The organism is Mesorhizobium sp. XAP4 (genome assembly GCF_029269325.1).
In the GTDB taxonomy this organism is placed as follows: domain Bacteria; phylum Pseudomonadota; class Alphaproteobacteria; order Rhizobiales; family Rhizobiaceae; genus Mesorhizobium; species Mesorhizobium ciceri.
On the sequence record NZ_JARIXW010000003.1, the window covers coordinates 834,659 to 861,380 of the forward strand.

Here is a 26,722-nt window from a genome sequence, read left to right on the forward strand (position 1 = left end):
ATGGCCACCGAAAATGCCGTCAGCGCAGAAGAGATCAAGGTCAACGCCGCCAAGATGCAGATTTCGACGACCGATGTCGCCATCGACATCATCGCCATGCACAAATGGTATGGCGAGTTCCATGTGCTGAAGGACATCAACCTGAAAGTGATGCGCGGGGAGCGCATCGTCATCTGCGGCCCCTCCGGCTCCGGCAAATCGACCATGATCCGCTGCATCAACCGCCTGGAGGAGCACCAGAAGGGCAAGATCATCGTCGACGGTAAGGAATTGACCAACGATCTCAAGAAGATCGACGAGGTGCGCCGCGAGGTCGGCATGGTGTTCCAGCACTTCAACCTGTTCCCGCATCTGACCATCCTGGAGAACTGCACGCTGGCGCCGATCTGGGTGCGCAAGACGCCGAAGAAGCAGGCCGAGGAAATCGCCATGCATTTCCTCAAGCGCGTCAAGATCCCGGAACAGGCCAACAAATATCCCGGCCAGCTTTCCGGCGGCCAGCAGCAGCGTGTGGCGATTGCCCGCTCGCTGTGCATGAACCCGCGCATCATGCTGTTCGACGAGCCGACCTCGGCGCTCGATCCGGAGATGATCAAGGAAGTGCTGGAGACCATGGTTGGCCTTGCCGAAGAAGGCATGACCATGCTGTGCGTCACCCACGAGATGGGTTTTGCCCGCAAGGTCGCCAACCGGGTGATCTTCATGGACCAGGGCCAGATCGTCGAGCAGAACACGCCGGCCGAGTTCTTCGACCACCCGCGCCACGAGCGCACGAAGCTGTTCCTGTCGCAGATCCTGCACTAGGCCTTTCGATGTTTGCGAGGAGCCCGGCTGAAACACTGCCGGGCTCTTTTGCGTATGGGATAACAGGCGACCGTTCCTGTCGCGCTGGAGCGCTTTTGCAGAGCCGCTTTTCATGAAGAGACTGGGACGTTTTCTAGGCCTTCTGTTGATTGTCGTCGCTCTCGCCGTGACGACGGGCACCCTCGTGCCGCGGCCGCTGTGGCCGGCGGCCGCCGCCATGCCCGCAGCGACGCGCCACATCCTGGTGCTGAACAATCCGATCCACACCGATATCGCCATCCCGGTCGACGATGCCGTGCGCCGGCGTTTCCACTTCCTGGTCGACGCCGGCATACCGGCCGACAGGCCGGAGGTCCGCTACATCGTCTTCGGCTGGGGCGGTCGCGCCTTCTACCTGGAGACGCCGACATGGTCCGAGCTGAAGGCGGTACCGGTGATGAAGGCACTGACCCTCGACGCGTCGGTCATGCATGTCGATGTCGCCGGTGACGTCCTCGAACCGCGTCCTGACATCGCGGGGTTCGACATCACAGAGGACCGGTTCGCGGCGTTGCTCGATTTCATCGATGCGAGTTTCCAGCGCGGACCGGAAGGCCCGATCCTCGTTCCGGACGCGGCCTATTCCAGGTTCGACGGCTTCTACGAAGCCAACGGCCATTTCAACGCACTGGTCGGCTGCAACACCTGGACGGCGGCCGCCCTGCGCACCGCAGGCTTGCGCACCGGCTGGTGGAACCCGCTGCCTGTATCGCTCGGGCTATCGATGCGGCTGTATAATTAGCGTGGGCATTCCGCGAATTGGCGAGTGTCGCGTTCCTTCACACCCCCCTCTGTCCCGCCAACCTTTCGCAGGTTTCAGCTTTCGTCAGCCTCCGGTGCCCGCCAGCCATAGAGCCAGTCCAAATCCGCCGCGAGTTTTTCCGACGTGCGCATTTTCAGGAACACGTTGCGCGCAATCGCCACCGGCCCTGCGGCATGCCAGGCCAGCCGGTTGACAGCGCCGCGTCGGGCGACCTGCGCGACACGCGGCCGCCGCGACTGCTCCCAAACCGCAAGCGCGGCCAGCGGGTCCGTAGGGGAGGCGTAGACGGCGTCGGCAAGCGTCGCCGCATCCTCGATCGCCATGGCCGCACCTTGCGCCGCGAATGGGGTCATCGCATGCGCGGCGTCGCCGATCAGCGCCATGCCGTTCGGTGTTGTCCAGGGCTGTTGCGGGTCGACAGTGTGGATCGGCCACGCGGTCCACGGGCCGGCCTGCTCGACCAGACGGGCAAGTTCTGCCGCGGTGCCGGCAAGAGCTCGGGTCAGGATCCCGGCGTCGGCGTTGCCGGACCAGCCTTCGGCAATGCGGTCGCCCCTGGTGAAGGCCGCGAGATTGAAGGCCGCACCCTTGCTGACGGGATAGGCCACCATATGGAAGCCGGGATGCAGGAAGGTGGTGACGCAGTCCCTGGCGCCGATGGCGGCAAAGCTCTGCCCCGCGGCGCTATCAGCTGCGATGGTCGCGCGCCAGGCCAGTTCGCCGGAGAAATGGTTTCTTGGCGAAGCCGACCCCTTGGCTGAGTCGACAAGTGCGCGCACCGACGACCAGACGCCATCGGCCCCGACCAGCAGGAAGCCCTCCGCCGCGATGGTCTTGCCGTCGATCTCGGCCGTCGCCGTGATGCCATGCGGGCCGGAGGCAACGTCGCCGATGCGGGCGCCGGTGGTGAGATGGATATGCGGCACCTCGGCAACGCGCGCGGTCAGTGCGCTCTGCAGATCGGCCCTGTGCGCGACGAGATAGGGTGCTTGCCAGCGGGTTTCGGCGGCTTGCCCCAGCGGCACGCGCGCCAGTTCGCGCAAGGTCGCGGCCTTCTTCAACACCACGGCTTGCGGCCGCACCGCTGCCGGCAGCAGCCGGTCGAGCACGCCGAGCTGGCGAAGGATGCGCGTCGCGTTTGGAGAGAGCTGGATGCCGGCGCCGGCAGCTTCCAGGCGCTGCGCCTGTTCGAACACCCGAACAGGGTAGCCGCGCGAGGCGAATGCAAGGGCTGCGGTCAATCCGGCGACACCGGCCCCGGCGACGACAATTTGCCGGGAACGCGTGTCGTTCATCGGGCTGGTCGCGAAAGTCTCAGGCGGCCTGTTCGATGTAGATGCATCCGGCCGGCAGCGTTTCCGTCGCCTTCAGCTTCGGCGAATAGCGGTAGAGCGTCGAGCAATAGGGACAGACTTTTTCATTGTCGTCGCCCATGTCCAGAAACACATGCGGGTGGTCGAAAGGCGGATTGGCGCCCGTGCACATGAATTCCTTCACGCCGATGTCGATTGCCGGATAGCCCGCATCGTTCTGAAAATGGGGAATGGAACCGCCTGCCATCGTCGTCTCCTTAACGCAGTCTCGTCTGCATCTGGATCATATCAGGCCTCTTTGCAAGTTCGATGAAATCAAACTGTCGCAAAAGCCTGTCAGAGGATAAGTTAAGCCGGTTAACCCATGGCCCGAAAACCGATTTCGGTTTCCGGGAGGGACCATGGGTCGCTAGAGTGACTGGCTAGCCGGCTTGAGCGGGTGTGGAAGAGCGGGAATCATGAACGAACTGAAGCCGGTGCAGAACGAATTCGTGGATGTCGAGGTGGCTCGCCCGGAAGGCGGCAACCCTGACCGGTTTGTCAACCGCGAGTTTTCCTGGCTGCAGTTCAACCGGCGCGTTCTCGAGGAATCGCTGAACCTCAATCACCCGCTGCTGGAGCGCGTCCGCTTCCTGTCGATCTCGGCCGCCAATCTCGACGAGTTCTTCATGGTCCGTGTTGCCGGTCTTGCCGGCCAGGTGCGCGAGGGCATCACGCTGAAGAGCCCGGACGGCCGCACCCCCGAACAGCAGCTCGAACAACTGCTGCGTGAGGTCGAGCGGCTGCAGGAAGACCAGCAGAAGAGCCTTTCGGCGCTCACCGTGCTGCTCAACAAGGAAGGCATCGAGAGCATCACCCGCGATGCGCTGACCAAGGACGAGAAAATCTGGCTGGAAGATCATTTCCAGGAACAGGTTTTCCCGGTGCTCACCCCGCTGTCGATCGACCCGGCGCATCCGTTCCCGTTCATCCCCAATCTCGGCTTCTCGATGGCGCTGCAATTGCGCCACCGCAAGAATGGCGAGGAGATGAGCGCGCTGCTGCGCCTGCCGGTGGCGCTGAAGCGCTTCATCCGTCTGCCGGACCGCAAGCATCATGTCCGCTTCATTCCGCTGGAAGAGGCGGTCGGCCTCTATATCGGCAAGCTCTTCCCCGGCTACGAGGTCAAGGGCTCCGGCACGTTCCGCATCATCCGTGACAGCGATATCGAGGTCGAGGAGGAGTCCGAGGACCTCGTGCGCCTGTTCGAAACGGCGCTGAAGCGGCGTCGGCGCGGATCGGTGATCCGCATCGAATTCGACAGGCTGATGCCTGGCGAATTGCGCGATTTCGTCGCCGGCGAGCTTGGCGTGTCGTCGAGCCGCATCAGCGTCTTGACCGGTCCATTGGCGCTCAGCCAGATTTCCGAGATCGTCGCCGTTCCCCGCGACGACCTGAAATTCACGCCCTACAATCCGCGTTTTCCCGAGCGCATCCGCGAACATGGCGGCGATTGTTTCGCCGCCATCCGCGAGAAGGACATCGTCGTCCATCACCCCTACGAATCCTTCGATGTGGTGGTGCAGTTCCTGCGCCAGGCAATGGCCGATCCGGAGGTGGTGGCGATTAAGCAGACGCTTTACCGCACCTCCAACGACAGCCCGATCGTGCGCGCGCTGGTCGACGCGGCCGAGGCCGGCAAGTCGGTCACCGCGCTGGTCGAGCTCAAGGCGCGTTTCGACGAGGAAGCCAACATCCGCTGGGCGCGCGACCTGGAGCGGGCCGGCGTGCAGGTGGTGTTCGGCTTTCTCGAACTGAAGACACATGCGAAAATGTCGCTGGTGGTGCGGCGCGAGGACGGCAAGCTGCGCAATTACGTGCACCTCGGCACCGGCAACTACCATCCGGTCACCGCACGCATCTACACCGACCTGTCCTTCTTCACCACAGATCCGACGATTGCCCGCGATGTCGCCCAGCTGTTCAATTTCATCACCGGCTATGCCGAGCCGACGGACGAAATGCGGTTGGCGATCTCTCCGTTCACGCTGAGAAGCCGCATCCTGAAGCACATTGCCGACGAGATTGCCTACGCGGTGCAAGGCAAACCGGCGCGCATCTGGATGAAGATGAACGCCCTCGTCGATCCGATCATCATCGACGCGCTCTACGATGCCAGCCGCGCCGGCGTCGAGATCGACCTTGTCGTGCGCGGCATCTGCTGCCTGCGGCCGCAGGTTCCGGGCCTGTCGGAAAACATCCGCGTAAAATCGATCGTCGGCCGTTTTCTCGAGCACAGCCGCATCTATTGTTTCGGCAACGGTTACGGCCTGCCGTCGGACGAGGCGATCGTCTACATCTCCTCGGCCGACCTGATGCCGCGCAATCTCGACCGCCGCGTCGAAACCATGGTGCCGATCACCAATCCAACTGTGCATGAACAGATCCTTGGCCAGATCATGCTGGGCAACATTATGGACAATCAGCAAAGTTTCGACGTATTGGCTGATGGAACCTCCCGGCGCGTCGTGCTGGAGGAGGGCGAGGAACCGTTCAACGCGCAGGAATATTTCATGACCAATCCGAGCCTGTCGGGACGGGGTGACGCGCTGAAGTCGCATGCGCCCAAGCGCATCGCGCAGTTCAAGCGCCGCAAGAAGAACGCCGCAGCGTCCGGCTGATGCTGTCTGATTCTCAGGGCCGGCTGCAGGACCGCCGACCGCTGTCCATCATCGACATCGGATCGAACTCGATCCGTCTCGTCGTCTATGAGGGGCTGGCGCGCTCGCCGACCATGCTGTTCAACGAAAAGATGCTGGCCGGTCTCGGCCGCGGCATCGTTTCGACCGGCAAGCTCGACCCCGAGGCGGTAACGCGCTCGATGGAAGAGTTCCGCCGCTTTCGTGCGCTTTCCGACCAGGCCGGCGCCGAGCAAATGTATGTGCTGGCGACCGCGGCGGCCCGCGAGGCGGTCAACGGCCCCGATTTCATCCACCGCGCCGAGGATGTGCTGAAGACCGAGATCCGAGTGATCAGCGGTCGTCAGGAAGCGTACTATTCCGCGCTCGGCGTCATTTCCGGTTTCCATCCGGCCGATGGCATCGCCGGCGATCTGGGCGGCGGCAGCCTCGAACTGGTCGATGTCAGCGGCGAGGCGATCGGCGACGGCATCACGCTGCCGCTGGGCGGCCTGCGCCTGCAAGACATGGCGAAGAACTCGCTGGCCCAGGCGGCCAGGATCGCGCGTGACGAACTGGCGAAGGCCAAGCTGTTGAAAGGCGGGCAGGGCAGGCCCTTCTACGCCGTCGGCGGCACCTGGCGAAATCTTGCCCGGCTGCACATGGAAATGACCAACTATCCGCTTGGCGTCATGCACCATTACGAGATATCGGCCGAAAGCGCGGCGAACTTCCTCAAGCAGGTGGCCAAGGCCGAGATCGAGAAGGTCAAGGGCATCGAAGGCGTTTCGAAGAACCGCCGTTCGCTGCTGCCCTATGGCGCCATCGTGCTGCAGGAGATCATGGCGGCGATGCAGCCGTCGAAGATCATCGTCTCGGCGCTCGGCGTGCGCGAAGGCTTTCTCTATTCGCTGCTCGACGAGGCGGAGCAGAAGGCCGATCCGCTGATTTCGGCCTCGGAGGAACTCGCCCGCCTGCGCTCGCGCTCCGTCACCCATGCGCACGAACTTGTCGACTGGACCGCCAAGACCTTTGCCGCCTTCGGCATCGACGAGACCGAGGACGAGGCGCGCTACCGCCACGCGGCCGCATTGCTGGCGGACATCGGCTGGCGCGCGCATCCCGAATACCGCGGCAAGCAGTCGCTCAACATCATTGCGCACGCGTCCTTCTTCGGCGTCGACCATCCTGGCCGTGCTTTCCTGGCGATGGCCAACGCCTATCGTCACGACGGCATCTTCAACGAAGCCATCGCCCCCGAGATCAAGGCTCTGGCATCGCCGCGTTATCTGGAGCGCGCCCGCGTGCTCGCCGCGATGATGCGCGTCGTCTACCTGCTGACGGCGTCGATGCCCGGCATCATGCCCAGGCTGAAATGGGAACAGCGCGCCAACGGCGTGCTGGCGCTGGTCTTGCCGGCATCGCTGGCCGATCTCTATGGCGAGCGGCCGGCCGGGCGCCTGGCGCAGCTGGCCAGGATCACCAACCGCCGGCTGGTGCTGGCCGTCGAGGGTGGCCCCAGCATGTCGGTGAAATAAGGCGCTAGCTGCTAGCAGACCCGTGTCTTATCTGACTTAAGCGGAGACCTGCCGGTCGTACTTCGCCGGCGGCATCGCGTTTGTAGACCGGCTTCCCCCAATCCGTCGCTGCTTTGCAGCGCCACCTTTCCCCCCTCCGGAGGGAAAGGAAGGGAGCCTCGTTGGAAGAGCGTTGGCGGCAATAGGCTCGCGCCCTTCCTCTACCCCGTCAATCAGGGCTCGGCAAAGCCGGGACGGAGTGGGGGTCGACCAGCTCGGGCGCGTGTAAGCAAAAATATCAAACCGCGCCGCGCCCGTCGATCGACCATGCGCCGGCGCCGTCCATCGCCAGCGCTACAAACCCACCTGATATCGCAATGTCCTTCATCAGCATCTGCTGGTGCAGGAAGGCGAGCATCGCGTCGCCGCCGCCCTGGCCATAATGGCCGATGAAGCCGGCGACGATACAGAAGGCAGCGAGCAGAAGCGCTATGATCCGGGTCTGGAAACCGACCAGGATGAGCAGCCCGGCGATCAGTTCGAACAGTCCCGTGCCCCAGGCGGCAAGTGTCGGCAGCGGCAGGCCGAGGCCGGCGAAATAGCCTGTGGTGCCGGCGATGTCGCTCAATGCATGGAAACCGGAAGGCACGAACAGGGCGGCGAGCAGCAGCCGGGAGAGCAGGAGCAGCGCGTTGCGGGGCATGTTCACCTCCGTTGTCGGCCGCCGGCCGGCCTCGTCCCGATAGCCGATCCTATCAGAAAACTCCGGCCGACAGATCGGCGGGCATGTACCAACAACGAAAAAGCGGCGCGGAAAATTCCGCGCCGCTTTCTTGTTCGGCTATTGCCGGCTATTGGCTCAGCCGCGCTTGGCGTCGATCGAATAGGCACCGGCGCCCGAGGAAGCCAGCACGAGGAAGCCGCCCGCAATGGCGAGGTTCTTGAGAAACTGGATCATCTGCATCTGGTCGGCCCAACCGGTATGGGCGACCAAACCGGTAGCGACCGTGAAGACCGCCAGCACCCAGGCGACAATCCGGGTCTTGAAGCCGACGAGGATGGCGAGGCCGCCGAGAAGCTCGATCAGGCCGACGAGGGTGGCCGTTACGGTCGGCAAGGGCAGGCCGAGGCTGCCGAAATAGCCCGCTGTTCCGCTAATGGCGGTGAGCTTGCCGAAACCTGAAAGCAGGAAGATGACCGCGAGCAGGACGCGGCCGAGCAGGATGGTGGTCGAGGCATTGGATGCGCCGGAACCGGCGACTGAAATGTTGGTGGACATGGTGGCTCTCCGGGATGGGTTGATGCCGGGGAGATAGAGCAAACCGACTGTTCACCAAAGCCACCAGACTGGCGACACATTGTTCACAGTGCCTACGTTTTCCGTGATCGGGCGGCCTGCGCAAAATTCGCTTCGGGTGAGGTCGTGACGGGAGTAAATTCTCCCCTCACGAAATACCGGGCTTTTGGTTGACGCAATTCCGGACCGAAAACCGCAGACACTTTTCCTGGAATTGCCTACCCCGGATGCGTCATATCCTCCGGCCGCACCAGCCGGTCGTAATCGGCTTCGCTGACCAGCCCGGTGGCGAGCGCTTCCTCGCGCAAAGTGGTGCCCTTCTTGTGCGCGGTCTTGGCGATCTTGGCGGCATTGTCGTAGCCGATGGTCGGCGCCAGCGCCGTCACCAGCATCAGCGATCGGTCGAGTGCCGCCTTGATGTTGTCTTCGCGGGCCTCGATGCCGACGACGCAATTATCGGTGAAGGAGACCGAGGCGTCGGAGAGCAACTGCACCGACTGCAGGAAGTTGTAGGCCATCAGCGGATTGTAGACATTGAGCTCGAAATGACCCTGGCTGCCGGCGAAGGTGAGCGCCGCATTGTTGCCGAACACCTGTACGCAGACCTGCGTCAGCGCCTCGCACTGGGTCGGGTTGACCTTGCCCGGCATGATCGACGAGCCCGGTTCGTTTTCCGGCAGCGACAGTTCGCCAAGGCCCGAGCGCGGGCCTGAGCCGAGGAAGCGGATGTCGTTGGCGATCTTGAACAGCGCGGCGGCCGCCGCATTGATGGCGCCGTGCGAAAACACCATGGAATCATGGGCCGCCAGCGCCTCGAACTTGTTCGGCGCGGTGACGAAGGCGATGCCGGTGATGGAGGCGATGCGATCCGCGACCCTTTCGGCGAAGCCGACCGGCGCGTTGAGGCCGGTGCCGACGGCGGTGCCGCCCTGCGCCAGTTCCTGCAAGCCGGGCAACGTCAGCTCGATGCGCTTGATCGACGAAGCGACCTGCGCGGCATAGCCCGAAAATTCCTGGCCAAGCGTAAGGGGGGTGGCATCCTGCGTGTGCGTGCGGCCGATCTTGATGATGTGATTGAACTCTCTGCTCTTGGCGGCGAGCGCCTTGTGCAGGTGCTTCAGTGCCGGCAACAGATCGTGCACGATACGTTCGGCGCAGGCGATGTGCATGGCTGTCGGATAGGTGTCGTTCGACGATTGGCTCATATTGACGTGATCGTTGGGATGCACCGGCTTCTTGGAGCCCATAACACCGCCCAGCATCTCAATCGCCCGGTTGGAGATCACCTCATTGGCGTTCATGTTGGACTGGGTGCCCGAACCGGTCTGCCAGACCACCAGCGGGAAATGCTCATCGAGCTTGCCGTCGATGACCTCTTGCGCTGCCTCGACAATCGTCTTGCCGATCGCCGGATCGAGCCGCTTGAGCTCCATGTTGGCTTCGGCCGCCGCCCGCTTGACGATGCCCAATGCGCGCACGATCGACGCCGGCTGCTTTTCCCAGCCGATCTTGAAATTGCCAAGCGAACGCTGCGCCTGCGCGCCCCAATACCGGTCGGCGGCGACTTCGATGGGACCGAACGTGTCGGTTTCGGTTCTGGTCTTTGCAGCGGTCACGGGTCTCTCCTTGTCGAAGTCGGCAACGGCGTATCGCGTTGCACAAACGGCTTCAAGCGGAGAATGCGGGCGGCGAGGATGCAAATCGGTTGAAGGCGCGGCGCTTCTCTCCTTCCCACAAAGGAAAGAAGGGAAGGGCTGCGCAGTTTCGGCCTCTCACCCCAGCGGCGGACCGACAATGTCGATGCCGTTTTTTGCGCAAAGCTGCACCAGTGCCGCGATGATTTCCGGTGTTGGTTCCATCAGCGGCGGCAGTTCGGGCTGTTCGGCGGGACGGCTCGCCTGACGCAGCATCGTCTCAAAATCCGAACCGCGCGTGATGGTGAGGGTGCGCGCACCTTCCGGGGATTCGACCCGGTAGGTGTGCGGCAGGCCTTTCGGTGCGATGACGGTTTCGCCGGCGTCCGCAATGCGTTCGTGGCCGTCGATCTGAAAGCGCAATCTCCCCTCCAGGATGTGAAACACTTCGTCTTCCCTGCGATGCACATGCAGCGGCGGCGAGTCGCCATAGGGCATGTGATGCTCGACGACGCAGATGCCGTCCTCTCCTGCCATCGACGAGACGTGGATCGCGACGAGCGTGTTGTTGAACCAGAAGAGTTCCTTGCCTGTGATCGTGCCGGGGGTCATTGTCATGGCGTGTCTGATCCTTCTGTTGCCTGTGCCTGCTGGGCCGATGACGATCTAGCCAGGGATACGCCGACAACGGAAATCGAATGATCGTATGGGGCGAATTGATGCGATGAATTTGAACGCGCTCGACCTCAATCTCATCAAGGTGTTCGACGCCCTTCTGCGGGAGAGAAGCGTTACGCGTGCCGGCGAGCAGATCGGCCTCAGCCAGCCTGCCGTCAGCGCTGCGCTCAATCGCTTGCGACATCTCCTCAACGACCAGCTGTTCGTGCGACGGGGCAATGACATGATGCCGACACCGCGCGCCGAGAGCATGGCCGAGCCGTTGCGCGTGGCGCTTCGCGAGATCGAACGCGTCTTCCATTCGGCCAAGGCGTTCGATCCGGCGGAACTGGAGCGAACCTTCACGTTCATGGGGGCGGATTTCTTTTCCATGATGCTGATGCCAGCGCTGGCGGCACGCATCGCTGGCGCCGCGCCGCGCGCGTCGCTAAGGTTTCTCGATAGCGCGCGCGGCGATGTCTCGCGGCTGCTCCAGGACGATGAAATCGACGTAGCGCTCGAGCGTCCGCTGGAGGTCTCCGACTGGGTCTCAAGCACGCCTCTGTTCCATTCACCATTCGCCATCATCGCCGCGCACGACAACGCTGCGATCAGGCAGGCGGGAATCATGGAAGGCAAGACTCTGCCGATCGACCTCTTCTGCGAACTGCCCCATATTCTTCGTTCTATCGACGGCTCGATGTCGGGCTCCACCGACGAGGCGCTCCGCAAGATCGGGCGAACGCGCCGTGTAAGCCTGACCCTGCCGCACTTTCAGGCTGTCGCATTAGCCGTGGCAAATGGAAACCACCTGTCGGCGGTGCCCAGGCAGTTCGCGGTTTGGGCGGCCGAGACCCTGCCGCTCGTCATCTTTGAACCGCCGCTTCCCATTGCTGTTCCGGAAATCAGGATGTACTGGCACGCGCGCCACGACGACGAGCCACCCCATCGCTGGGTTCGCGATCAGGTCCTGGAGGCGGTAGGCGTACTTGGATTTGTAGAAAGTGGCGTCGCTGAAAATGTCGGCGCTTGGCGTGGCGCCCGGACGGATCAGCCCGCAGTATAACCACCGTCGACGGAGAAGACCCCGCCGCTGGTCCAGGCCGCCTCGTCGCTAGCGAGGTACACTGCGATGCCCGCCAGATCGTCGGGGCGGCCGATTCTGCCAAGCGGATAGCTGCGCTCGACATAGACTTTCAGCTCGGCCTTTGCCTCGGCCGGCAAATTGTCGACGGTCTTGCGTCGCATGGCGGTGTCGACAGTGCCGGGCGCGATGGCGTTGACGCGGATGCTGCGCGGGCCGAGTTCGAAGGCCAGCGATTTGGTCAGCGAGTTCAACGCGCCCTTTGACAGGGAATAGAGGCTCGAGGGCCGCTTCGGGATCATCTTGTTGGCGAAATAGGACGAGATGTTGATCACCGACGCGCCGGCCGCCAGATGCGGCAGCAGACCCTGCGTGAGGAAGAACACCGCCGTCACATTGAGCGCGAAGGATTGTTGGAACTGCGCCTCGCTGACGGTCTCGAACGGCACCAGGAAAGCCACCCCGGCATTGTTGACGAGAATATCGAGCGGCCTGCCGGATTTTTTGATGTGCTCGACGACGGCCGCAATGCCGGCCGATGTGGCGAGATCGGCCGACAGCGTCTCGATAGTGCCGCCGAGGTGCTTATGGGCGGCGTCGAGCTTCTTGGTGTCGCGGCCGACGATCAGGACGTCCGCGCCCTCGCGCGAAAAGGCCTCGGCGATCGCCAGGCCGATACCGTCCGACCCGCCGGTAACCAGCGCGCGCTTGTTGTGAAGTCTCATCGGATGCTCCGAGATTTCTGCGTCGTCGAGAGCACCGTATAGTGGCGGCCAAGGTCAAGCCGTCAGCCTATCCCACGGTATGAACTTCGACCGCTGCCATCCGGCAGGCCGGCCGAGGCTGGTTTAAGCGCCGGCGGTCGCAAGCTCCCCCAAAGCCAGCCGTCCCGCGACATAATTCTTGACCTGGCGGACAGCCTGTTCGCGCGACACGCTGCCCGGCTGCAGGCCGAGCCGCAACCAAAGCCCGTCGATCAGCGCGGTGACGCCAAGCGCGATGTCGTCGGCATCTCCGGGCGAGGCGAGGCCGCGCAGGCCCGACAACAGGTTCGAGCGCATGCGCGCATGGATCACCCTCTGGATACGAGCCATCTTCTCGTCGCGCGGCACCTCGGCGCAGAGCGACAGCCAGGCATGGCAGAGAGGCGGCTGGAACAGATGCTCCTCGAAATTGCCTTCGATCACCGCATCCATGCGCTCCATCGGTGTCTGCGCCCGGCGAAGCCGCGCGATCACCGCTTGGCACAGGACGGCGTTTGCCTCACGCATCGCGTGCTCGAACAATTCCTGCTTGTTGCGGAAATAGTGCAGCACGATGCCCTTGGAGGCACCGGCCTGCGCCGCCACCTTTTCCAGTGTCGCGCCGGCAATTCCCTCGCGCTCCAGCACTGCGAAGGCCGCCTGCCGCAATTCCTTGCGGCGGATCTCACTGAGACGCTTGAGTTTCACGGGATCGGTCCATGCATGTCGAATCCACGTTGACATCTTCGTCCGTTCAGATCAAGAATTGACCCATGGGACAATAAAAAGACCAATTGGTCAATTTTACGGACGAGGAGAACCGAAATGTTGCGCATCCTTGCAAATGGCGTCTGCCTTGCCGGCCTCATGTTGGCCACTCATGCGGCCCAGGCGGCCGAGGCCGAAGAGTGCAAGACGGTCCGCATGGCCGAACCCGGCTGGAACGACCTTGCCTTCACCACAGGGGTCGCCAACGTCTTGTTGGAGGCGCTCGGCTATCAGTCGCAAAGCCAGGTGCTCGGCATCAATGTCATCTATGAGGGCATGAAAAACAGGGACCTCGACCTGTTCCTCGGCTACTGGGACCCGGCCATGGTCACCTATTACGAGCCCTACAAGAATGACGGCTCGGTCGAGAATGTGCGCGTCAATCTCGTAGGCGCCAAATACACATTCGCCGTGCCGACCTATGTCTGGGAAGCCGGCGTCAAGGACATTTCCGACCTGCACAAATTCGCCGACAAATTCGGCAAGAAAATGTACGGCATCGAGCCCGGTTCAAACCAGTTGATGATGGACGCTATCGCCGATCCCGCCTTTGGCCTGGACGGCTGGCAGGTGGTCGAATCGAGCGAAGCCGGCATGCTTTCCGAGGTCGGCTACGAGATCAAGGAGAAGCAGTTCATCGTCTTCCAGGGCTGGGCGCCGCACCCGATGAACATGATGTACGACTTCAAATATCTGACCGGCGGCGACAAGTTCTTCGGCCCGAATTTCGGCGCCGCGACGGTGACGACGCAGGTGCGCAAGGGCTATCTGCAGCAATGCCCGAACGTCGCACAGTTCTTGAAAAACCTCGCCTTCGACATCGATTTCGAGAATGTCGGCATGGGTTATCTGATCAATGACGGCATGAAGCCGGAGGACGGCGCGCTGAAGGCAATCACGGCCAACAAGAGCCGTCTCGATGCCTGGCTCGCCGGTGTCACCACCTTCGACGGCCAACCCGGCCTTGCCGCGGTCAAGGAAAAGCTCGGCCTGTGAGGGCGGCGGTGCTGAATGCCTGCGCGAACCAGGACGGCTGGGCCGGCCGCAAGCAGTTCGTCACTGTCGGCAATCTCGACATCGCCTATGTCGAGATAACAGGCGCCGAGCCGGCACTGCTGTTGGTGCACGGCTTCACCGACACCAGCCGCAGCTTTTCGCTTCTGGCGCCCTATCTGGCCGGCCGCCGTCTGATCATGCCGGATCTGCGCGGCCACGGCGCCTCGCAGGCCGGCAAAGGCTGCGGCATAGCCGATTTCGCCGACGATATTGCCGGGCTGATCCTACGCTTGCGGCTCGACCGGCCGCTCGTCGTCGGCCATTCGCTGGGCGCCATGGTGGCCATCGCATTGGCAGGGCGACACAGGGAGCTGATTGGCGGGCTGGTGGTGCTGGCCGGCACGCTAAAGCCCGATTTCGCGCCGGATCATCCGCTGGTCGCGGGCGTCGAGGCGCTGCGCGACCCGATATCGCCGGCCGATCCGTTCTACGCCTGGTGGCATGCCTGCAGTCCCGACGTGCCTCCAGCCTTTATCGCCAGCCTGGCGCAAGAGGCCTCGGCGATGCCGACGCCGCGCTGGCGCGCGATTCTCGAGGAAATCCGCCGCGCCGATCTGAGCGATGCGGCGCGGGCCGTGCAGGCCCGGACGCTGATCATCGCCGGCGCCTGCGACCCGCTGTTCGGCGAGGCGCACCAGCAGGCGTTGCAATCCGCTCTTGCCGGAGCCGTCTTCGTCCGGGCCGAGAGCTGTGGCCACAACCCGCATTGGGAAGACCCGGCCCTTGTCGCCAAGACCATCGTCGAGGCATTTGAAGTCTGATGCATGTCGCCCAAAAGTGGCCCCGGTTTTGGGAGAACGACATGCACAAAAAAGGATCTATTCCTAAGCGCGTCGACGCGCTTTAGGAATAGATCCCGACCAGTGATTGCGATGTCGGCGACAGCCGCAAGGTCTCCGTGGGTTTGGTCAGGCCGGGTTGCGCGGCCCGCCAAAAATCCTGCCATGCCGGCGAGGCGGCAAGCGCGGCCTTGTGGCGGGCATGCGCTTCTGTGCTGGCAAAACCCATGACGCTGATGAAGACGTTTTCGTCAGCCCGTACCGGCAGGCGCGGAAAATTGTTTTCGGCAGGCTCGGTCACGAACGCGGCGAGCAGGCGTGCGTCGGCCGTCATCAGGCACGCCGTCTCAATCTCGAAGCGGGTGGTGAAATCTGCCTCCGTGCCGGGCTGCAAATGATGAATCTCGATGACAACGATGCCGGTCAGCGGCCTGTTTCGAATGGGCTTTTCGTCGCCGGCCAGGTTTGGCCGCTGCGCCCCCGCGAGGTCGAAGCCGGCGCCCGGCCACGCCGGCTTGAGCAGCAGCACATCGTCGGAATCGATCATCGTCGCGTTGGCCGCATCGCGGTGCGCCGCCCAGACCGGCCCGCCATAGAAAGCGGCAAGAGCATCTTTCCGCGCATCCATGCTGTCGAAGCCGCGCATCCAGACGAACATGTCAGGCCGATCGAGATCCCGGAACTGGCCGATGATGGTCATGCCGGCGGCCTCCTGGCCCTCGATCAGCCTGCTGTCGAAGATGTCGATGAGCGTGTCGCGCCGGCCGGGTTTCAGCGTGTATTGCCGCAGCTCGACGACAGGCGAGGCGAGCGCCGAGGGTTTCGTCGCGACGTTCTGGGGCAGGTTCATCCGGCATTCTCCAAAACAGGGTGATTGTCCTGTTTGTAAAACAGACCGGTTGTCCTGTTTTGTCAATATGCTAATGTCCGGCAATGTCAGCAGAGATGATCGCTCAACCAAAACCGCGCCCGGGAAAACGCATCAACGACCCTGAGGGCATGCGCAAGAAAGTGCTCGATGTCGCCGAGGACGCGTTCCAGACGCGCGGCTATCACGCCTCCAGCATCGGCGACCTGATGGCGGCGGCTGATGTCAGCGGCGGCGCGCTGCATCACCACTTTCCGACCAAGAAGGCGCTGGCGCTGGCGGTGATCGACGAGCGTGTGGCGGCAGCGGTCGAAGAGACATGGATCGCGCCGGTGCTGGCGGCGGCGTCGGCCCGCGAAGGCGTGCGCGCGGTGTTCGAGGCCGTGGCGGCGCAACTGGAGCAGCAGGGTTTCGTGCGCGGCTGCCCGCTCAACAATCTGGCGCACGAACTGTCGCTTGCCGATCCCGATTTTCGCATTGCCCTTGCCGGTATTTTTGCCGGGTGGCGGCGGGCGATTTCCGACAAGCTGCGAGCCGACCAGCAGGCGGGCAGGGAAGAGGGCACGGATCCCGAGCGCTTTGCCGCGCTGGCGGTCGCCGCCTATTCCGGGGCGATGTCGATGGCCAAGACGGCGCAGGATGCAAGCGTGCTGCGGGATTGTCTGGCGGGACTTGAGCGAAGCGCGCCGTCGCCATCGCAGGGCGCATTGGCGGCCAGGCGACGCAACAGGATACTGCCACGGCCGGGAACCCCTTGACTCGCCGTGCTCTGGTTCAGCTACTCGGCCAGCGGCTTGATCGTCTCGTAGCCGTTGACGGATTCCGAACTGGTGCCTTCATCGTAGCGCCGGGCGAGCGCTGCCTGCAGATCTGGCGCATAGAGGGCGGTAAATGAATCCAGCGTCTCGCCGGCACCGTTCTTGAAGGTCTCCTTGACCGCCAGGACATTGTATTTGCACTCGCCCAGGCTGAATGTCTCCTTGCCCTTCACGACCAGGCTCAGCGTCTTGGTGCCCTTCGGCGGCTTGTTCGGCGACAACTCGACGAACTCTATCGCGGCCTTTGTCCCCGCCTTCAGCGGAAACAGTTTTCGCAGATCGGAAAACGGGATCATCGCCTGGCGACCGGTGTCGCTGTCGCGAAACACCTCGATCAGGCCGGCGAACAGATACTGGGTTTGAGGCGATTGCGATTCGTAGGTGTTGACAACCGACATCATCCCGCCAGCCACGGGCCGAAATTCGCTCTGGATGCCGGGTCTCGCCAGAACGAAACCCTTCCTGGCGGACTTGACGTCGACGCAACCGGCCGCATGCGCAGTGCTCGCGCACAACATCGCGGCCAGGATCATGCAGATAGGTGCGGCTTTCATTTTTCGTCCTCCTCCGCTTGCGCAAGCGAGACATGCCAGACCCGTGGCGTCATGTCGATGATGGCGCAGAGGCGCTGGACGACCGGCCGCTGTCCATGCTGAATCAGCGTATGATGAATCGCCGTTCGACTGCATCGCTTTCCCGACGCAACTTCCTGGCGCAGGCTGCAGGATTTGCCGCGGCCGGCGCCTTGTCGCGCCCGGCCTTCAGCCAGACCGGGCAACGCGTCCAGTCGATCGACGCCACCTTCCTCTTCATCGCCGATGTCCATGCCTGCCGCATGGCGAGCGGCTTGAGCCCCAACTGCCTGCAGGAAGGCAAGACCGACGCCGCGCTGCTGCGCAACGTGGCGGTGCTGAATGCGCTTGGCGACAAGGACTGGCCAACTGAGATCAATGGCGTCGCCACCGGCCTGCGTTCGGCCGGCAGGATAGGCACGCCGCTCGGCCTTGTCGTCGGCGGCGACATCACCGACGATGGCGGCGGCCAGATCACGCAGCCGAGCGAGGGCACCCAACTGCTCCAGTTCAGCCAACGCTACAGCCAGGGCGTCGGTCCCGATCGCGTGCACATGCCGGTTTATATCGGGCTCGGCAACCATGATCTCGACCAGAACGGCCCGCCGCACCATGTCGACTGGTATCGGCGCGAACTGCGCGACTATGTCGAGGTCAACCATCGCGCCGGCGTGTTCTTCAAGCCGCCGGTGCCGGCCACCGACTATGATGTCGACACCGACTGTTACTCCTGGGACTGGGGCGGCCTGCATCTGATCCAGACGCATCGTTTCGCCGGCGATACCGGCCACGGCGCCGAGAGCAGCCTGCCATGGCTGAAGCAGGATCTGGCGACCTATGCGGCGGACGGCCGTCCGGTCATCCTGTTCCAGCATTATGGCTGGGACACTTTCTCGGTGGAACGTTGGGATGCCGCCAAGCGGCACTTCGACGATGACGGCAGTGGTGCGCCGCATTGGTGGAGCGAGGCCGACCGGCAGGCCTTGCTGGCGGCGCTGAAGGGCTACAATGTAGTCGGCATTTTCCATGGCCACCAGCACGAAACGCCGCTGATCTATCGCAGGGACGGGATCGACCTGTTCAAGCCGAAGGCTGCCTATATGGGCGGTTTCGCGCTGACCAGGGTGACCAGCGACGGCATGGACGTGGTGTTGGGCGAGGCGGCCGGCGATCACGGCGAGGTCGTCTTCACCAATGCTTTCAGCAAGGGTTGGAGCACCTGAAAAAGGCGGCCTTCGCGACCGCCTTTCCCTCGACAAAGCGCGTTTGTCTATGTCGGATCAGAGCGCCTTCTTGACCTTGTCCTTGACGTCGCCATAGGCTTTCTGCACCTTACCGGCGGTCCGGTCGCCCGTGCCTTCGGCCTGGGTCTGCCTGTTGCCGGTCGCCTTGCCCGCGGCTTCCTTGACCGAGCCCTTGACCTGCTTGGCCACGCCCGCAACCTGATCCTTGTTCACCATTTTTTGCGCATCTCCTGGGGTTCTGAATTCGGAGGAATTCATTTGCGGTAGCTAACGAGCCGGCGTCGGTTAGGTTCCAGGCGTCGCCCGGACGGCAGATCAGGTCGCGCGGCCGCCGCCTGGGGCAAGGCTGGTGGGCTAGGCTGCGAACACGCGTCGACCATGGAATTTGAATGGCCGTGCATGCGGGGAGAAAAATGGCTGAATTCACGCTCTACATCGGCAACAAGTGTTTCTCCTCATGGTCGTTGCGGCCATGGCTGGCGATGAGGCATCTGGAGATCCCGTTCGAGGAAGGTTTCGTGCGGCTGCGCACACCTGAAACCTTTGCCAATCTGGCGAAAGTGTCGCCGACCGGTCAGGTGCCGGTGCTGAGTCACAATGGCAAGATCGTCTGGGAAACCCTTGCTATCCTTGAATATCTCGCCGACCTGTTTCCCGAGAAAAAGCTCTGGCCGGCCGATATCGACGCCCGCGCGCTGGCGCGTTCGGCCGCGAGCGAGATGCATTCCGGCTTTCGCGAGGTCCGCTATGGCTGGCCGATGAATTTGCGCCGGCCGAAGGGCCACAAGCCGCTCGACGCCGAGGGCGAGGCGCAACGCGCCCGCATCGAGGCGCTGTGGCGCGAGTGCCGGGAAAAATACGGCAGGGGCGGCCCGTTCCTGTTTGGCCATTTCACCGCGGCCGACGCCATGTATGCGCCTGTCGTCACCCGTTTCGACACCTATGGCGGCACGCTGGCGCCGGATACGCGCGCCTATCTCGACGCCGTGCTGGCAACGCCGGCGATGCGGCACTGGTATGCCGAGGCGGCCAAGGAGAGGTGGCCGGAACCCGGCCCGGACGAATAGCCGGATCCAACGAAAACGCCCCTCGCACCTTTTATCGTGCGGGGGGCGTCTTTGCCATCAACCGTTCTTTCGATTGCTCTCACGAACTGCTGACGACAAGGCATAAATGCGCCTTTGCGCGGATGGTTCCTGGATGCCAGAAATTTTTTCAACTTGGCGCAAGCGCGCTGTTTGGCGCCCGGTTTGCCGTCATGCCAGCTGGTTTGGCCTGGTGTTTTGGGAGAAATCCGCATCTGTGGTTTTATGCAAATTTGACAACGCGCCAAAAGAAGCCTACAAGCAAATCGTCGATATTTGTTTGACTGACTTTTGTTATCCGCGCTTTCGAGCGCGCCTTTGACGAACTTCCCACATCAAAAATCGGGACAAACGACGTTGTGCATCCGCATGGCGTCGAACGAATATTTGCCATGGAAAGGGTTCGTCATGAGCACCGGCACAGTTAAATGGTTCAACGCCACCAAAGGTTTTGGTTTTATTCAGCCTGACGACGGCTCGGCCGACGTTTTTGTCCACATCTCGGCCGTAGAGCGCGCCGGCATGCGTGACATCGTCGAGGGCCAGAAGCTCGGCTACGAGATGGTCCGCGACAACAAGTCGGGCAAGATGTCCGCCGACCAGTTGAAGGCGGCCTGAAAAACGAATTCTGCTCTCCCGGTGACCACGGATGTACTGGCACCGGTGAGTGGCGAATTCGGGCGCATGGCCGCGGAGACCTGAGTTTCCACGGCATATCATGTGCATAAGCAGGGCGTTCCCGTGCGGTGCATCCTTTTGGATGTCATCTGGTTGCGCGACGCTCTCATGGAAGGTCAGGCGGTGCCTGGCCTTTTTCATTTTCCGCGCCTTGCCGCCGAAAGTGCGCTGCGCGCCGGCCTGGACGTGCTAAGGGACGCTCCAGCAATTTGAATTCGCCGCGCGTATTGCTTTGTGCGTGATCCTGACCGAAGACCCGGTCTCGCTCCATCGGCACAGGCTCCTGACAGGAGAAAGATTTGACCACCAGTTCAAAGACAACCGTCGATCAGGCCGTGTCCCTGTTCAGCAAGACGCAAACCCAGTCGATGTCGCTCAACCGCATCAATTCCGAGCGCGACGCCGTCAGCGAGGCACGCGAAGCCAAGACCGCGCGTCTGCGCGAATTGCGCCTGGAGAAGGAGGCCGACGAGATGGCCGCCGCCGCCGCGCTAGCCGCTTTGCCGAAGCGGGCCGGACGACGCTGATGGCCACCAAACGCGTACCGCCAACACCGATCGCCGCCGACGCAACCATTGCCGATATGGTCGAAGGCCTCGACAAGCCGGTCGAATTCGTCCGGCGTGTGCTGGAAAAGCTCGAACGCTGCAAGCGTGCCCACGGTGATGCCCAGGTTCGCGTCGGCGTGCGCGGCCGCGCCGAATGCCCGAACTACCTGATCGAGTATGTCCGCGAAGACGCCAAGACCCATGAGCGGGTGACGTATCAGGACGCCGCCTACAGCGGCAGCACGCATCGCGAACTGGCAGCCCATCACATCGAGGCGGTGAAAAACTGGTCGCCCGAGGAAATGAACATCACGGCCGTTTCGGCGCTGATCGGCCGCCTGCGCAATCCGCGCGCCCCATCATCGCGCTTCGCCGACGAGGACTGACATGGCCATAAAATTCTCCTCCAAGGATCAGCCGGCAGCCTCGGGTGCCGCGGCAAAACCGGCCAAGCCGGTTGCCGCGCCGAAAGCTGGCGATGCCACCGAGGCGGCGACCGACCTGTTCAAGTCGCCGGCGGATTCGCCGAAGGGCAAGACGGCCAAGAAGAAATAGCGCCTTGCCGCAAGACGCCGATCACAACCCCGCCGCGCCAGGGCTGTCCGCCCTGGTGGCCGCCGCAAGCATTTTGTCGTCGCAACAGGGCACCTTCGATTGCCAAAGCTGCGGTGCCTGCTGTTCCTATTCGGCCGAGTGGCCGCGCTTTTCCACCGAGGATGACGCACAGCTCGACCGTATCCCGGAAAAATATGTCGCATCCGACCTGTCAGGCATGCGTTGCGAGGGCGTGCGCTGCTCGGCGCTCTCCGGCGAGATCGGCAAGTCGACCGCTTGCGGCATCTACGACGTGCGGCCGGACGTCTGTCGCGCCTGCATGCCCGGCGACGAGGAGTGTCTGATGGCACGCCAGGCGCTCGGATTACCGGTGTAGCCAATCTCCCGTCGCCTCCGCTTGTGCGCCGACCCGCAGCCCGGTACCTTCCTGGCCGGGTAGGGTGCCGGAGGAACCATCGTGAGCATCGAATTTCTGTTGACGTCCCTGATTGTCGTGGCTTCGCCCGGCACCGGCGTTCTCTACACGCTGAGCGCCGGCCTCTCGCGCGGTGCGCGGGCCAGCGTCATCGCCGCCTTCGGCTGCACGCTCGGCATCATCCCGCACATGGCCGCCGCCATCACTGGCCTGGCGGCGCTGCTGCACACCAGTGCGCTCGCCTTCGAGACGCTGAAATATCTCGGCGTCGCCTACCTGCTCTACATGGCCTGGAACACGCTGAAGGAAAAGGGCGGCCTCAGCGTCGAGCAGGATGTGACGCCGCGCTCGGCCGGCAAGGTGATTGCCACCGGTATCCTCGTCAACGTGCTCAATCCGAAACTGTCGATCTTCTTCTTCGCCTTCCTGCCGCAGTTCGTCAGCACCACCGAGCCCAATGCGCTGTCGAAAATGCTGGAACTGAGTTCCGTCTTCATGCTTTTGACCTTCGTGGTTTTCGTCGGCTACGGCATCTTCGCAGCCTCGATCCGCAGCCATGTCGTCTCGCGGCCAATGGTGTTGACCTGGATGCGCCGGACCTTCGCCGGCGCCTTCGTCATGCTCGGCGCAAAGCTGGCGCTGGCCGATCGGTAGCGGGGAGCGGTTCAGTCTCGCTGATCCGCTCTCCTTTGTTGCGCTATTCCGGGCGAAAAGCGGTTATGCGCTTTCGGGGCATTGCTCGGGGCGCGCTACCCCTTCACATAGCCCATCGCTTCGACGATCCGCCCATCGGCCACACGCATGAGGTTGACGCCGCGCAGCGAATTGCCGTCGGTCATGAAATAGCGCCAGCGGATCGTTGCCCGGTCACCGGCAACGAAGGTTTCCTCGATATCGAAGCGCGTGCCGGCTTGGGTCGCGATCGCCGTCCAAAGCCCGACGCACGCTTCCTTGCCGGCATGGCGGGCGCCGTCCGGCGCCGGCACGGTGTTCTCGATCACGCAATCGTCGGCCACCAGCTCGGCGAGTGCCGAAGGATCATGGCGCTGGAATACGTCGTTGTAGCGCCGCATGATCTCGGCCGTCTGCTGGGACAGACCGTACGCGTTTGCGTCCATGACAAGCTCCTGTGTCATCTTCTTTCTCCTGGCTTCATTGACCTTTGGTGGCTTCGACGAGCGTTGCCTTGAGGGTGATCTGAGACACGCCGCCAAGGGCCCGCGAGACGAGGCAGCCCGCCTTGGCGGACTGTGCAAGGCGCTCGAATTCATCTTCGGCAAGTCCCGCGACCTCTGCCTCGGTTTCGAGTTCGATGCGGGTGATCGTCGGACCGGCAGCGGTTGCGCCAAGATGCACCTTGGCGACGGTGCTGATGCTTGTCGGGACATGATTGGCGTTGCCCAGCATGGCGCTCAGCGCCATCGAGAAGCAGCCTGCATGCGCCGCGGCGATCAGTTCTTCCGGGTTGGTGCCCGGACCGTTCTCGAAACGCGACGGGAAGGAATAGGCGCCTTCGAAGACGCCGCTGCAGAGCCGCAACCGGCCCGAACCTTCCTTCAGCGTCCCTTGCCACTTGGCCGAGGCTTCACGAATTGTCATGGTCGTTCTCCCTTGGGTTTGAGGACTCGATGGGTCAGGCGCCGTCGATGATCACCTTCCCGAAGACGTCGCCCTGCTGGAAAAAGCGGTAGGCATCGCCGGCCTCGGTGAAGGCGAAGACCTTGTCGATGACGGGCCGCAGGCGGTGCTGCGAGACGGCGCGCAGCATGGCTTCGAGATTGGTCCGGCTGCCGACGAACAGGCGGCTGATGGTGGCGAGGCTGCGCTGGTAGAGTGCCGCCGGCAGCTGGATCGATCCGCCTTTCGCATCCTGCAGCGTCAAGAGCACGATGTGCCCGTAAAGCGTGCTGGCGATCAGCGACTGCGCGAAGGTCGCCGGGCCACCGGTCTCGACGACGAGATCGATGCCGCCGGTCTGGTCGCGGACGGCCGCACCCCATTGCGGCATATCCGGTGTCGAAATCACCAGGTCGGCGCCCAGCGCCCGCAGCCTGTCGGCTTTCTCGCCGCGCGAGGTGACGGCGGCGACATGGCAGCCGAGCAGCTTGGCGAACTGCAATGCAAAGAGCGAGACGCCGCCCGAGCCGATGATCAGAACCCATTGGCCGGGCTTCGGAATTCCGGCGCCCGTCACCGCATTCCAGGCGGTCAGGCCGGCGCAGGTCAGCGTTGCGGCCTCTTGCCAGTCGAGATGATCGGGCAGCCGCACCGCCCATTGTTCGTCGAGAACCGCATATTCCGCCAGCATGCCGTCCAGCGTGCAGCCGAGCTGGTCGACGAGCCCGGCATGGATGCGGCCGTCGATCCAGCGCGCGAAATAGCTGCCGGTGACACGGTCGCCGACGGCAAAGCGGGTGACGGCATCGCCGACGGCGACCACTTCCCCGGCCCCGTCGCTCAGCGGAACGACGCCTTGGCGTGGCGGCAGCGGATAGGTGCCGTTGAGGATCATCGTGTCGCGTCGGTTGAGCGATGTGGCGCGAACGCGCACCACGATCTCATGCGGTTTCGGCTCTGGCTGCGCCGCCTCGCGCATCACCAGGGATTCGGTCCCGGATCCTTCGAGGCGGTAGTTGCGCATTTCGTTCTCCTCCAGGAATATATAGACTGATCTACATATTATGTAGACCGATTGTCATATTCTGCGCAAGGCCTATAATGATTCCTGCTGACAGAGGTTGACATGGCCAACGACACCCGCACCCGCATACTCGAGACGACTGGGCTGCTGCTCAGGCAGCGCGGCTATCACGGCACCTCGCTCAACGACATATTGAGCGCCAGCGGCGCACCGCGGGGCTCGCTGTATTTTCATTTTCCCGGCGGCAAGGACCAATTGGTCATCGAGGTGACGCGCGCCAGCGTTGCCGACGTGACGGAGAGGCTGGGCGAAGCGCTGGCCGCCGAAAAGGATCCGGCGGTGGCCGTCCATCATATCTACCAGTCGGTGGGGCGCATGCTGGAAGACAACCGGTTTTCACTCGGCTGTCCGATCGCGCCTGTCGTGCTGGACTCGCCCACCGACGTGCCGGAACTGGCGGAGTTGTGCCGCTCGGCCTTCGAACAGTGGATAGGCCTGCTGCGGGACGCCTTCGTCAGGGCAGGGGTGCCCGCGCGCCGCGCGCATGCATTGGCACTGCTGGTCGAATCGTCACTGGAAGGGCTGATGGTGATCGCCCGCGCCACAAGCGACCGCGCCCCGGTACAGGCTGTGGCCGATGAGGTGGCGGCGTTGATCGAAGCCGCGGTGCTTGATGGAGCAGGCCGCAATCGCGATGCGGCGATTTCCGCGGTCGGGATATCCTCACCGGGGACCTAACGTTGCGACCGCGCCTGATGTGGTCAACGCGGCAAAGACCCAGCGTATTCCAGCCATGCAGCCGAAGGCAGTGGGCTTTTTGCGCAGCTAATCCACAATGTCTTTGCGAGCAGCTGAAGCAAGGAAGGCCGAGCGTGTCTGTCCACGTTCACGCGCCGTCGCATCGATAGCTTCGAGCAGGCCCAGATCGAAAGATACGTTGATCCGCGTCGTTGATCCGCGATCACGGATCAACGGAATGACAGTCGTCATGGCGCCGTCGCGATCCTCCGCCAGTTCTGGATCGCTCATGATGGCATCGAAGTCGCGCGGCGGCGGAACTGGATCGCCATCCCCTTCCAGCATCCGGACATGGCCCGACAGCGCCTCTACGCCGTTGCGTACGGCTTCGTCGATCGTAACTCCGGCCGAGATGCAGCCAGGCATGTCGGGGAAGCTCACACCGTAGATGCTGTCCGGGTCTTTGTGGATGAAGGCAATGTAACGCAAGCTTCTCACTTTTGGTTCAGGAGGCCCGCCTGCTTCAACAAAGCGAACGGTTCCTGTCGGTATATCCCTTACGCGGATGTGGAATTGTAACGCGACCTGTAGACGACAGCCAACACCCGTTCTGACGCGTCCTAAAAGAACGAAAAAGGGCGGCATCGCTGCCGCCCTTTCCGTAAGCTTAGCCAGGTTGGCTGGATTAGAAATCCATGCCGCCCATGCCGCCCATGCCGCCGCCGCCCATGCCGCCAGGCATGCCGCCGCCAGCCGACTCCTTCTTCGGAGCCTCCGCGATCATGGCTTCGGTGGTGACGAGCAGGCCGGCGACCGAGGCCGCGTCCTGGAGAGCGGTGCGGACAACCTTGACCGGATCGACGATACCCATGGCGATCATGTCGCCATAGTCGCCGGTCTGGGCGTTGTAGCCGAAGGTCGCGCCCTTGTTCTCAAGGATCTTGCCGGCAACGATCGATGCTTCCGCACCGGCGTTGGCCGCGATCTGGCGGGCCGGAGCCTGCAGCGCACGACGAACGATGTTGATGCCGGCGGCCTGGTCGGCATTGACGCCGGTGGCCTTGATGTTGGCCGAAGCGCGCAGCAGCGCGACGCCGCCACCAGCAACGATGCCTTCTTCGACGGCCGCGCGGGTCGCGTTGAGGGCGTCATCGACGCGGTCCTTCTTTTCCTTGACTTCGACTTCCGTCGCACCGCCGACGCGGATCACCGCAACGCCGCCCGCGAGCTTCGCGAGACGTTCCTGCAGCTTCTCCTTGTCGTAGTCCGAAGTGGTCTCTTCGATCTGCTGCTTGATCTGGGCAACGCGGCCCTGGATCTCCGCCTTCTTGCCGGCGCCGTCGACGATGGTGGTGTTCTCCTTGGAGATCGACACCTTCTTGGCGCGGCCGAGCATGTTGAGGCCGACGTTCTCGAGCTTGATGCCGAGGTCTTCCGAGATGACCTGGC

The 26,722-nt window shown here is 63.1% G+C and carries 34 protein-coding genes; 18 read left to right on the top strand and 16 right to left on the bottom strand.

The genetic code is table 11. The features are described from left to right. Entirely contained in the window at positions 1–804 is an 804-nt protein-coding gene (locus P3C39_RS17525) for an amino acid ABC transporter ATP-binding protein (RefSeq protein WP_013532420.1), read from the top strand. A 112-nt stretch (positions 805–916) separates the two neighbouring features. After that, complete coding sequence (locus P3C39_RS17530) at positions 917–1,585, top strand: TIGR02117 family protein (protein ID WP_275953547.1); 669 nt, start codon at positions 917–919, stop codon at positions 1,583–1,585. A 74-nt stretch (positions 1,586–1,659) separates the two neighbouring features. Here the strand turns inward: P3C39_RS17530 and P3C39_RS17535 are convergent, their stop codons facing one another. Together P3C39_RS17535 and P3C39_RS17540 are read right to left on the bottom strand one after the other, a co-directional pair. After that, positions 1,660–2,901 carry an FAD-dependent monooxygenase gene (locus tag P3C39_RS17535; protein WP_275953546.1) on the bottom strand — a complete coding sequence of 414 codons (1,242 nt, stop codon included), beginning with the start codon at positions 2,899–2,901 and terminating at the stop codon, positions 1,660–1,662. Between the two features lie 19 nt (positions 2,902–2,920). Then, positions 2,921–3,166, bottom strand: coding sequence for a zinc-finger domain-containing protein (locus tag P3C39_RS17540; protein WP_013532417.1), 246 nt, complete (start codon positions 3,164–3,166; stop codon positions 2,921–2,923). A 211-nt stretch (positions 3,167–3,377) separates the two neighbouring features. On the opposite strand from P3C39_RS17540, the gene P3C39_RS17545 reads away from it, so the two are divergent. Together P3C39_RS17545 and ppx are read left to right on the top strand one after the other, a co-directional pair. Further along, positions 3,378–5,579 (top strand): RNA degradosome polyphosphate kinase, encoded by a 2,202-nt coding sequence (locus tag P3C39_RS17545; RefSeq protein WP_024505006.1) that lies wholly within the window; start codon positions 3,378–3,380, stop codon positions 5,577–5,579. Next, complete coding sequence (ppx, locus tag P3C39_RS17550; protein WP_024505005.1) at positions 5,579–7,114, top strand: exopolyphosphatase; 1,536 nt, start codon at positions 5,579–5,581, stop codon at positions 7,112–7,114. The genes P3C39_RS17545 and ppx overlap by 1 nt, the downstream gene beginning before the upstream one ends. Before the next feature lie 277 nt (positions 7,115–7,391). On the opposite strand, the gene P3C39_RS17555 is transcribed toward ppx, so the two are convergent. The 4 genes from P3C39_RS17555 to P3C39_RS17570 all read right to left on the bottom strand — a co-directional run bounded on the left by P3C39_RS17555 (position 7,392) and on the right by P3C39_RS17570 (position 10,642). Next, complete coding sequence (locus P3C39_RS17555; RefSeq protein ID WP_275953545.1) at positions 7,392–7,796, bottom strand: DoxX family protein; 405 nt, start codon at positions 7,794–7,796, stop codon at positions 7,392–7,394. A 156-nt stretch (positions 7,797–7,952) separates the two neighbouring features. Further along, positions 7,953–8,372 carry a DoxX family protein gene (locus tag P3C39_RS17560; protein ID WP_127367736.1) on the bottom strand — a complete coding sequence of 140 codons (420 nt, stop codon included), beginning with the start codon at positions 8,370–8,372 and terminating at the stop codon, positions 7,953–7,955. A gap of 236 nt (positions 8,373–8,608) precedes the next feature. Further along, positions 8,609–10,006, bottom strand: a complete 1,398-nt coding sequence (fumC, locus tag P3C39_RS17565; RefSeq protein ID WP_127368335.1) for a class II fumarate hydratase — start codon at positions 10,004–10,006, stop codon at positions 8,609–8,611. Between the two features lie 156 nt (positions 10,007–10,162). Further along, complete coding sequence (locus P3C39_RS17570; RefSeq protein WP_275953544.1) at positions 10,163–10,642, bottom strand: cupin domain-containing protein; 480 nt, start codon at positions 10,640–10,642, stop codon at positions 10,163–10,165. Positions 10,643–10,730: 88 nt separating this feature from the next. On the opposite strand from P3C39_RS17570, the gene P3C39_RS17575 reads away from it, so the two are divergent. Next, the gene (locus P3C39_RS17575; RefSeq protein ID WP_245469215.1) at positions 10,731–11,747 is read left to right on the top strand and encodes a LysR family transcriptional regulator; all 1,017 of its coding nucleotides are present in this window, start codon (positions 10,731–10,733) and stop codon (positions 11,745–11,747) included. Here P3C39_RS17575 and P3C39_RS17580 read toward each other — a convergent pair. Both P3C39_RS17580 and betI read right to left on the bottom strand, forming a co-directional pair. Continuing rightward, on the bottom strand, positions 11,732–12,490 hold the full coding sequence (locus P3C39_RS17580; RefSeq protein WP_275953543.1) for an SDR family oxidoreductase: 759 nt from the start codon (positions 12,488–12,490) through the stop codon (positions 11,732–11,734). The genes P3C39_RS17575 and P3C39_RS17580 overlap by 16 nt on opposite strands. Positions 12,491–12,613: 123 nt before the next feature. Further along, complete coding sequence (gene betI, locus P3C39_RS17585) at positions 12,614–13,252, bottom strand: transcriptional regulator BetI (RefSeq protein WP_064994372.1); 639 nt, start codon at positions 13,250–13,252, stop codon at positions 12,614–12,616. Positions 13,253–13,333: 81 nt separating this feature from the next. Here betI and choX point away from each other — a divergent pair, with 81 nt between their 5' ends. Both choX and P3C39_RS17595 read left to right on the top strand, forming a co-directional pair. Beyond that, complete coding sequence (choX, locus tag P3C39_RS17590; RefSeq protein WP_275953542.1) at positions 13,334–14,272, top strand: choline ABC transporter substrate-binding protein; 939 nt, start codon at positions 13,334–13,336, stop codon at positions 14,270–14,272. Then, complete coding sequence (locus P3C39_RS17595; RefSeq protein ID WP_275955447.1) at positions 14,269–15,093, top strand: alpha/beta hydrolase; 825 nt, start codon at positions 14,269–14,271, stop codon at positions 15,091–15,093. The genes choX and P3C39_RS17595 overlap by 4 nt, the downstream gene beginning before the upstream one ends. Before the next feature lie 82 nt (positions 15,094–15,175). Here the strand turns inward: P3C39_RS17595 and P3C39_RS17600 are convergent, their stop codons facing one another. Continuing rightward, entirely contained in the window at positions 15,176–15,961 is a 786-nt protein-coding gene (locus tag P3C39_RS17600) for an NIPSNAP family protein (RefSeq protein ID WP_275953540.1), read from the bottom strand. A gap of 149 nt (positions 15,962–16,110) precedes the next feature. Between P3C39_RS17600 and P3C39_RS17605 the strand changes: the two genes are divergently transcribed. Continuing rightward, positions 16,111–16,737 (top strand): TetR/AcrR family transcriptional regulator, encoded by a 627-nt coding sequence (locus P3C39_RS17605; protein ID WP_275953539.1) that lies wholly within the window; start codon positions 16,111–16,113, stop codon positions 16,735–16,737. A 20-nt stretch (positions 16,738–16,757) separates the two neighbouring features. On the opposite strand, the gene P3C39_RS17610 is transcribed toward P3C39_RS17605, so the two are convergent. Continuing rightward, positions 16,758–17,351, bottom strand: coding sequence for a hypothetical protein (locus tag P3C39_RS17610; protein ID WP_024505719.1), 594 nt, complete (start codon positions 17,349–17,351; stop codon positions 16,758–16,760). A 110-nt stretch (positions 17,352–17,461) separates the two neighbouring features. On the opposite strand from P3C39_RS17610, the gene P3C39_RS17615 reads away from it, so the two are divergent. Beyond that, a complete protein-coding gene (locus P3C39_RS17615; protein ID WP_275953898.1) occupies positions 17,462–18,592 on the top strand; it encodes a metallophosphoesterase in 1,131 nt (376 codons plus the stop codon). 57 nt (positions 18,593–18,649) lie between these two features. Here the strand turns inward: P3C39_RS17615 and P3C39_RS17620 are convergent, their stop codons facing one another. Further along, a complete protein-coding gene (locus P3C39_RS17620; RefSeq protein WP_024505721.1) occupies positions 18,650–18,829 on the bottom strand; it encodes a CsbD family protein in 180 nt (59 codons plus the stop codon). 197 nt (positions 18,830–19,026) lie between these two features. Between P3C39_RS17620 and P3C39_RS17625 the strand changes: the two genes are divergently transcribed. The 8 genes from P3C39_RS17625 (at position 19,027) to P3C39_RS17660 (ending at position 22,548) form a co-directional block, all read left to right on the top strand. Then, the gene (locus tag P3C39_RS17625) at positions 19,027–19,680 is read left to right on the top strand and encodes a glutathione S-transferase family protein (RefSeq protein ID WP_064994375.1); all 654 of its coding nucleotides are present in this window, start codon (positions 19,027–19,029) and stop codon (positions 19,678–19,680) included. A 133-nt stretch (positions 19,681–19,813) separates the two neighbouring features. Next, a complete protein-coding gene (locus P3C39_RS17630; RefSeq protein ID WP_275953538.1) occupies positions 19,814–20,020 on the top strand; it encodes a hypothetical protein in 207 nt (68 codons plus the stop codon). 86 nt (positions 20,021–20,106) lie between these two features. Beyond that, positions 20,107–20,316 carry a cold-shock protein gene (locus P3C39_RS17635; RefSeq protein WP_010915421.1) on the top strand — a complete coding sequence of 70 codons (210 nt, stop codon included), beginning with the start codon at positions 20,107–20,109 and terminating at the stop codon, positions 20,314–20,316. Between the two features lie 359 nt (positions 20,317–20,675). Continuing rightward, positions 20,676–20,903, top strand: coding sequence for a hypothetical protein (locus tag P3C39_RS17640; RefSeq protein WP_013532399.1), 228 nt, complete (start codon positions 20,676–20,678; stop codon positions 20,901–20,903). Next, the gene (locus P3C39_RS17645; RefSeq protein ID WP_013532398.1) at positions 20,903–21,310 is read left to right on the top strand and encodes a hypothetical protein; all 408 of its coding nucleotides are present in this window, start codon (positions 20,903–20,905) and stop codon (positions 21,308–21,310) included. Before P3C39_RS17640 ends, P3C39_RS17645 begins: the two co-directional genes overlap by 1 nt. 1 nt (position 21,311) lies before the next feature. Then, positions 21,312–21,479: a hypothetical protein gene (locus tag P3C39_RS17650; RefSeq protein ID WP_013532397.1), complete on the top strand. Its 168-nt coding sequence runs from the start codon at positions 21,312–21,314 to the stop codon at positions 21,477–21,479. A gap of 55 nt (positions 21,480–21,534) precedes the next feature. Beyond that, entirely contained in the window at positions 21,535–21,855 is a 321-nt protein-coding gene (locus P3C39_RS17655) for a YkgJ family cysteine cluster protein (protein ID WP_164754392.1), read from the top strand. Positions 21,856–21,936: 81 nt separating this feature from the next. Next, positions 21,937–22,548 (top strand): LysE family translocator, encoded by a 612-nt coding sequence (locus P3C39_RS17660; RefSeq protein WP_013532395.1) that lies wholly within the window; start codon positions 21,937–21,939, stop codon positions 22,546–22,548. 95 nt (positions 22,549–22,643) lie between these two features. Here P3C39_RS17660 and P3C39_RS17665 read toward each other — a convergent pair whose 3' ends face one another. From P3C39_RS17665 to P3C39_RS17675, 3 genes are read right to left on the bottom strand one after another with little or no spacing between them, the layout of a single operon-like run. Continuing rightward, positions 22,644–23,030 (bottom strand): nuclear transport factor 2 family protein, encoded by a 387-nt coding sequence (locus P3C39_RS17665; RefSeq protein ID WP_063171832.1) that lies wholly within the window; start codon positions 23,028–23,030, stop codon positions 22,644–22,646. Between the two features lie 16 nt (positions 23,031–23,046). Then, positions 23,047–23,493 (bottom strand): OsmC family protein, encoded by a 447-nt coding sequence (locus tag P3C39_RS17670; RefSeq protein WP_275953536.1) that lies wholly within the window; start codon positions 23,491–23,493, stop codon positions 23,047–23,049. Between the two features lie 34 nt (positions 23,494–23,527). After that, positions 23,528–24,535 (bottom strand): NAD(P)-dependent alcohol dehydrogenase, encoded by a 1,008-nt coding sequence (locus P3C39_RS17675; RefSeq protein WP_275953535.1) that lies wholly within the window; start codon positions 24,533–24,535, stop codon positions 23,528–23,530. A 102-nt stretch (positions 24,536–24,637) separates the two neighbouring features. Here P3C39_RS17675 and P3C39_RS17680 point away from each other — a divergent pair, with 102 nt between their 5' ends. Further along, a complete protein-coding gene (locus P3C39_RS17680; RefSeq protein ID WP_275953534.1) occupies positions 24,638–25,273 on the top strand; it encodes a TetR/AcrR family transcriptional regulator in 636 nt (211 codons plus the stop codon). Positions 25,274–25,360: 87 nt separating this feature from the next. Here the strand turns inward: P3C39_RS17680 and P3C39_RS17685 are convergent, their stop codons facing one another. After that, positions 25,361–25,762, bottom strand: a complete 402-nt coding sequence (locus tag P3C39_RS17685) for a type II toxin-antitoxin system HicB family antitoxin (protein WP_275953533.1) — start codon at positions 25,760–25,762, stop codon at positions 25,361–25,363. A 196-nt stretch (positions 25,763–25,958) separates the two neighbouring features. Further along, positions 25,959–26,722: TCP-1/cpn60 chaperonin family protein (locus P3C39_RS17690; RefSeq protein ID WP_275953532.1), on the bottom strand; the 764-nt coding region annotated here is incomplete at its 5' end.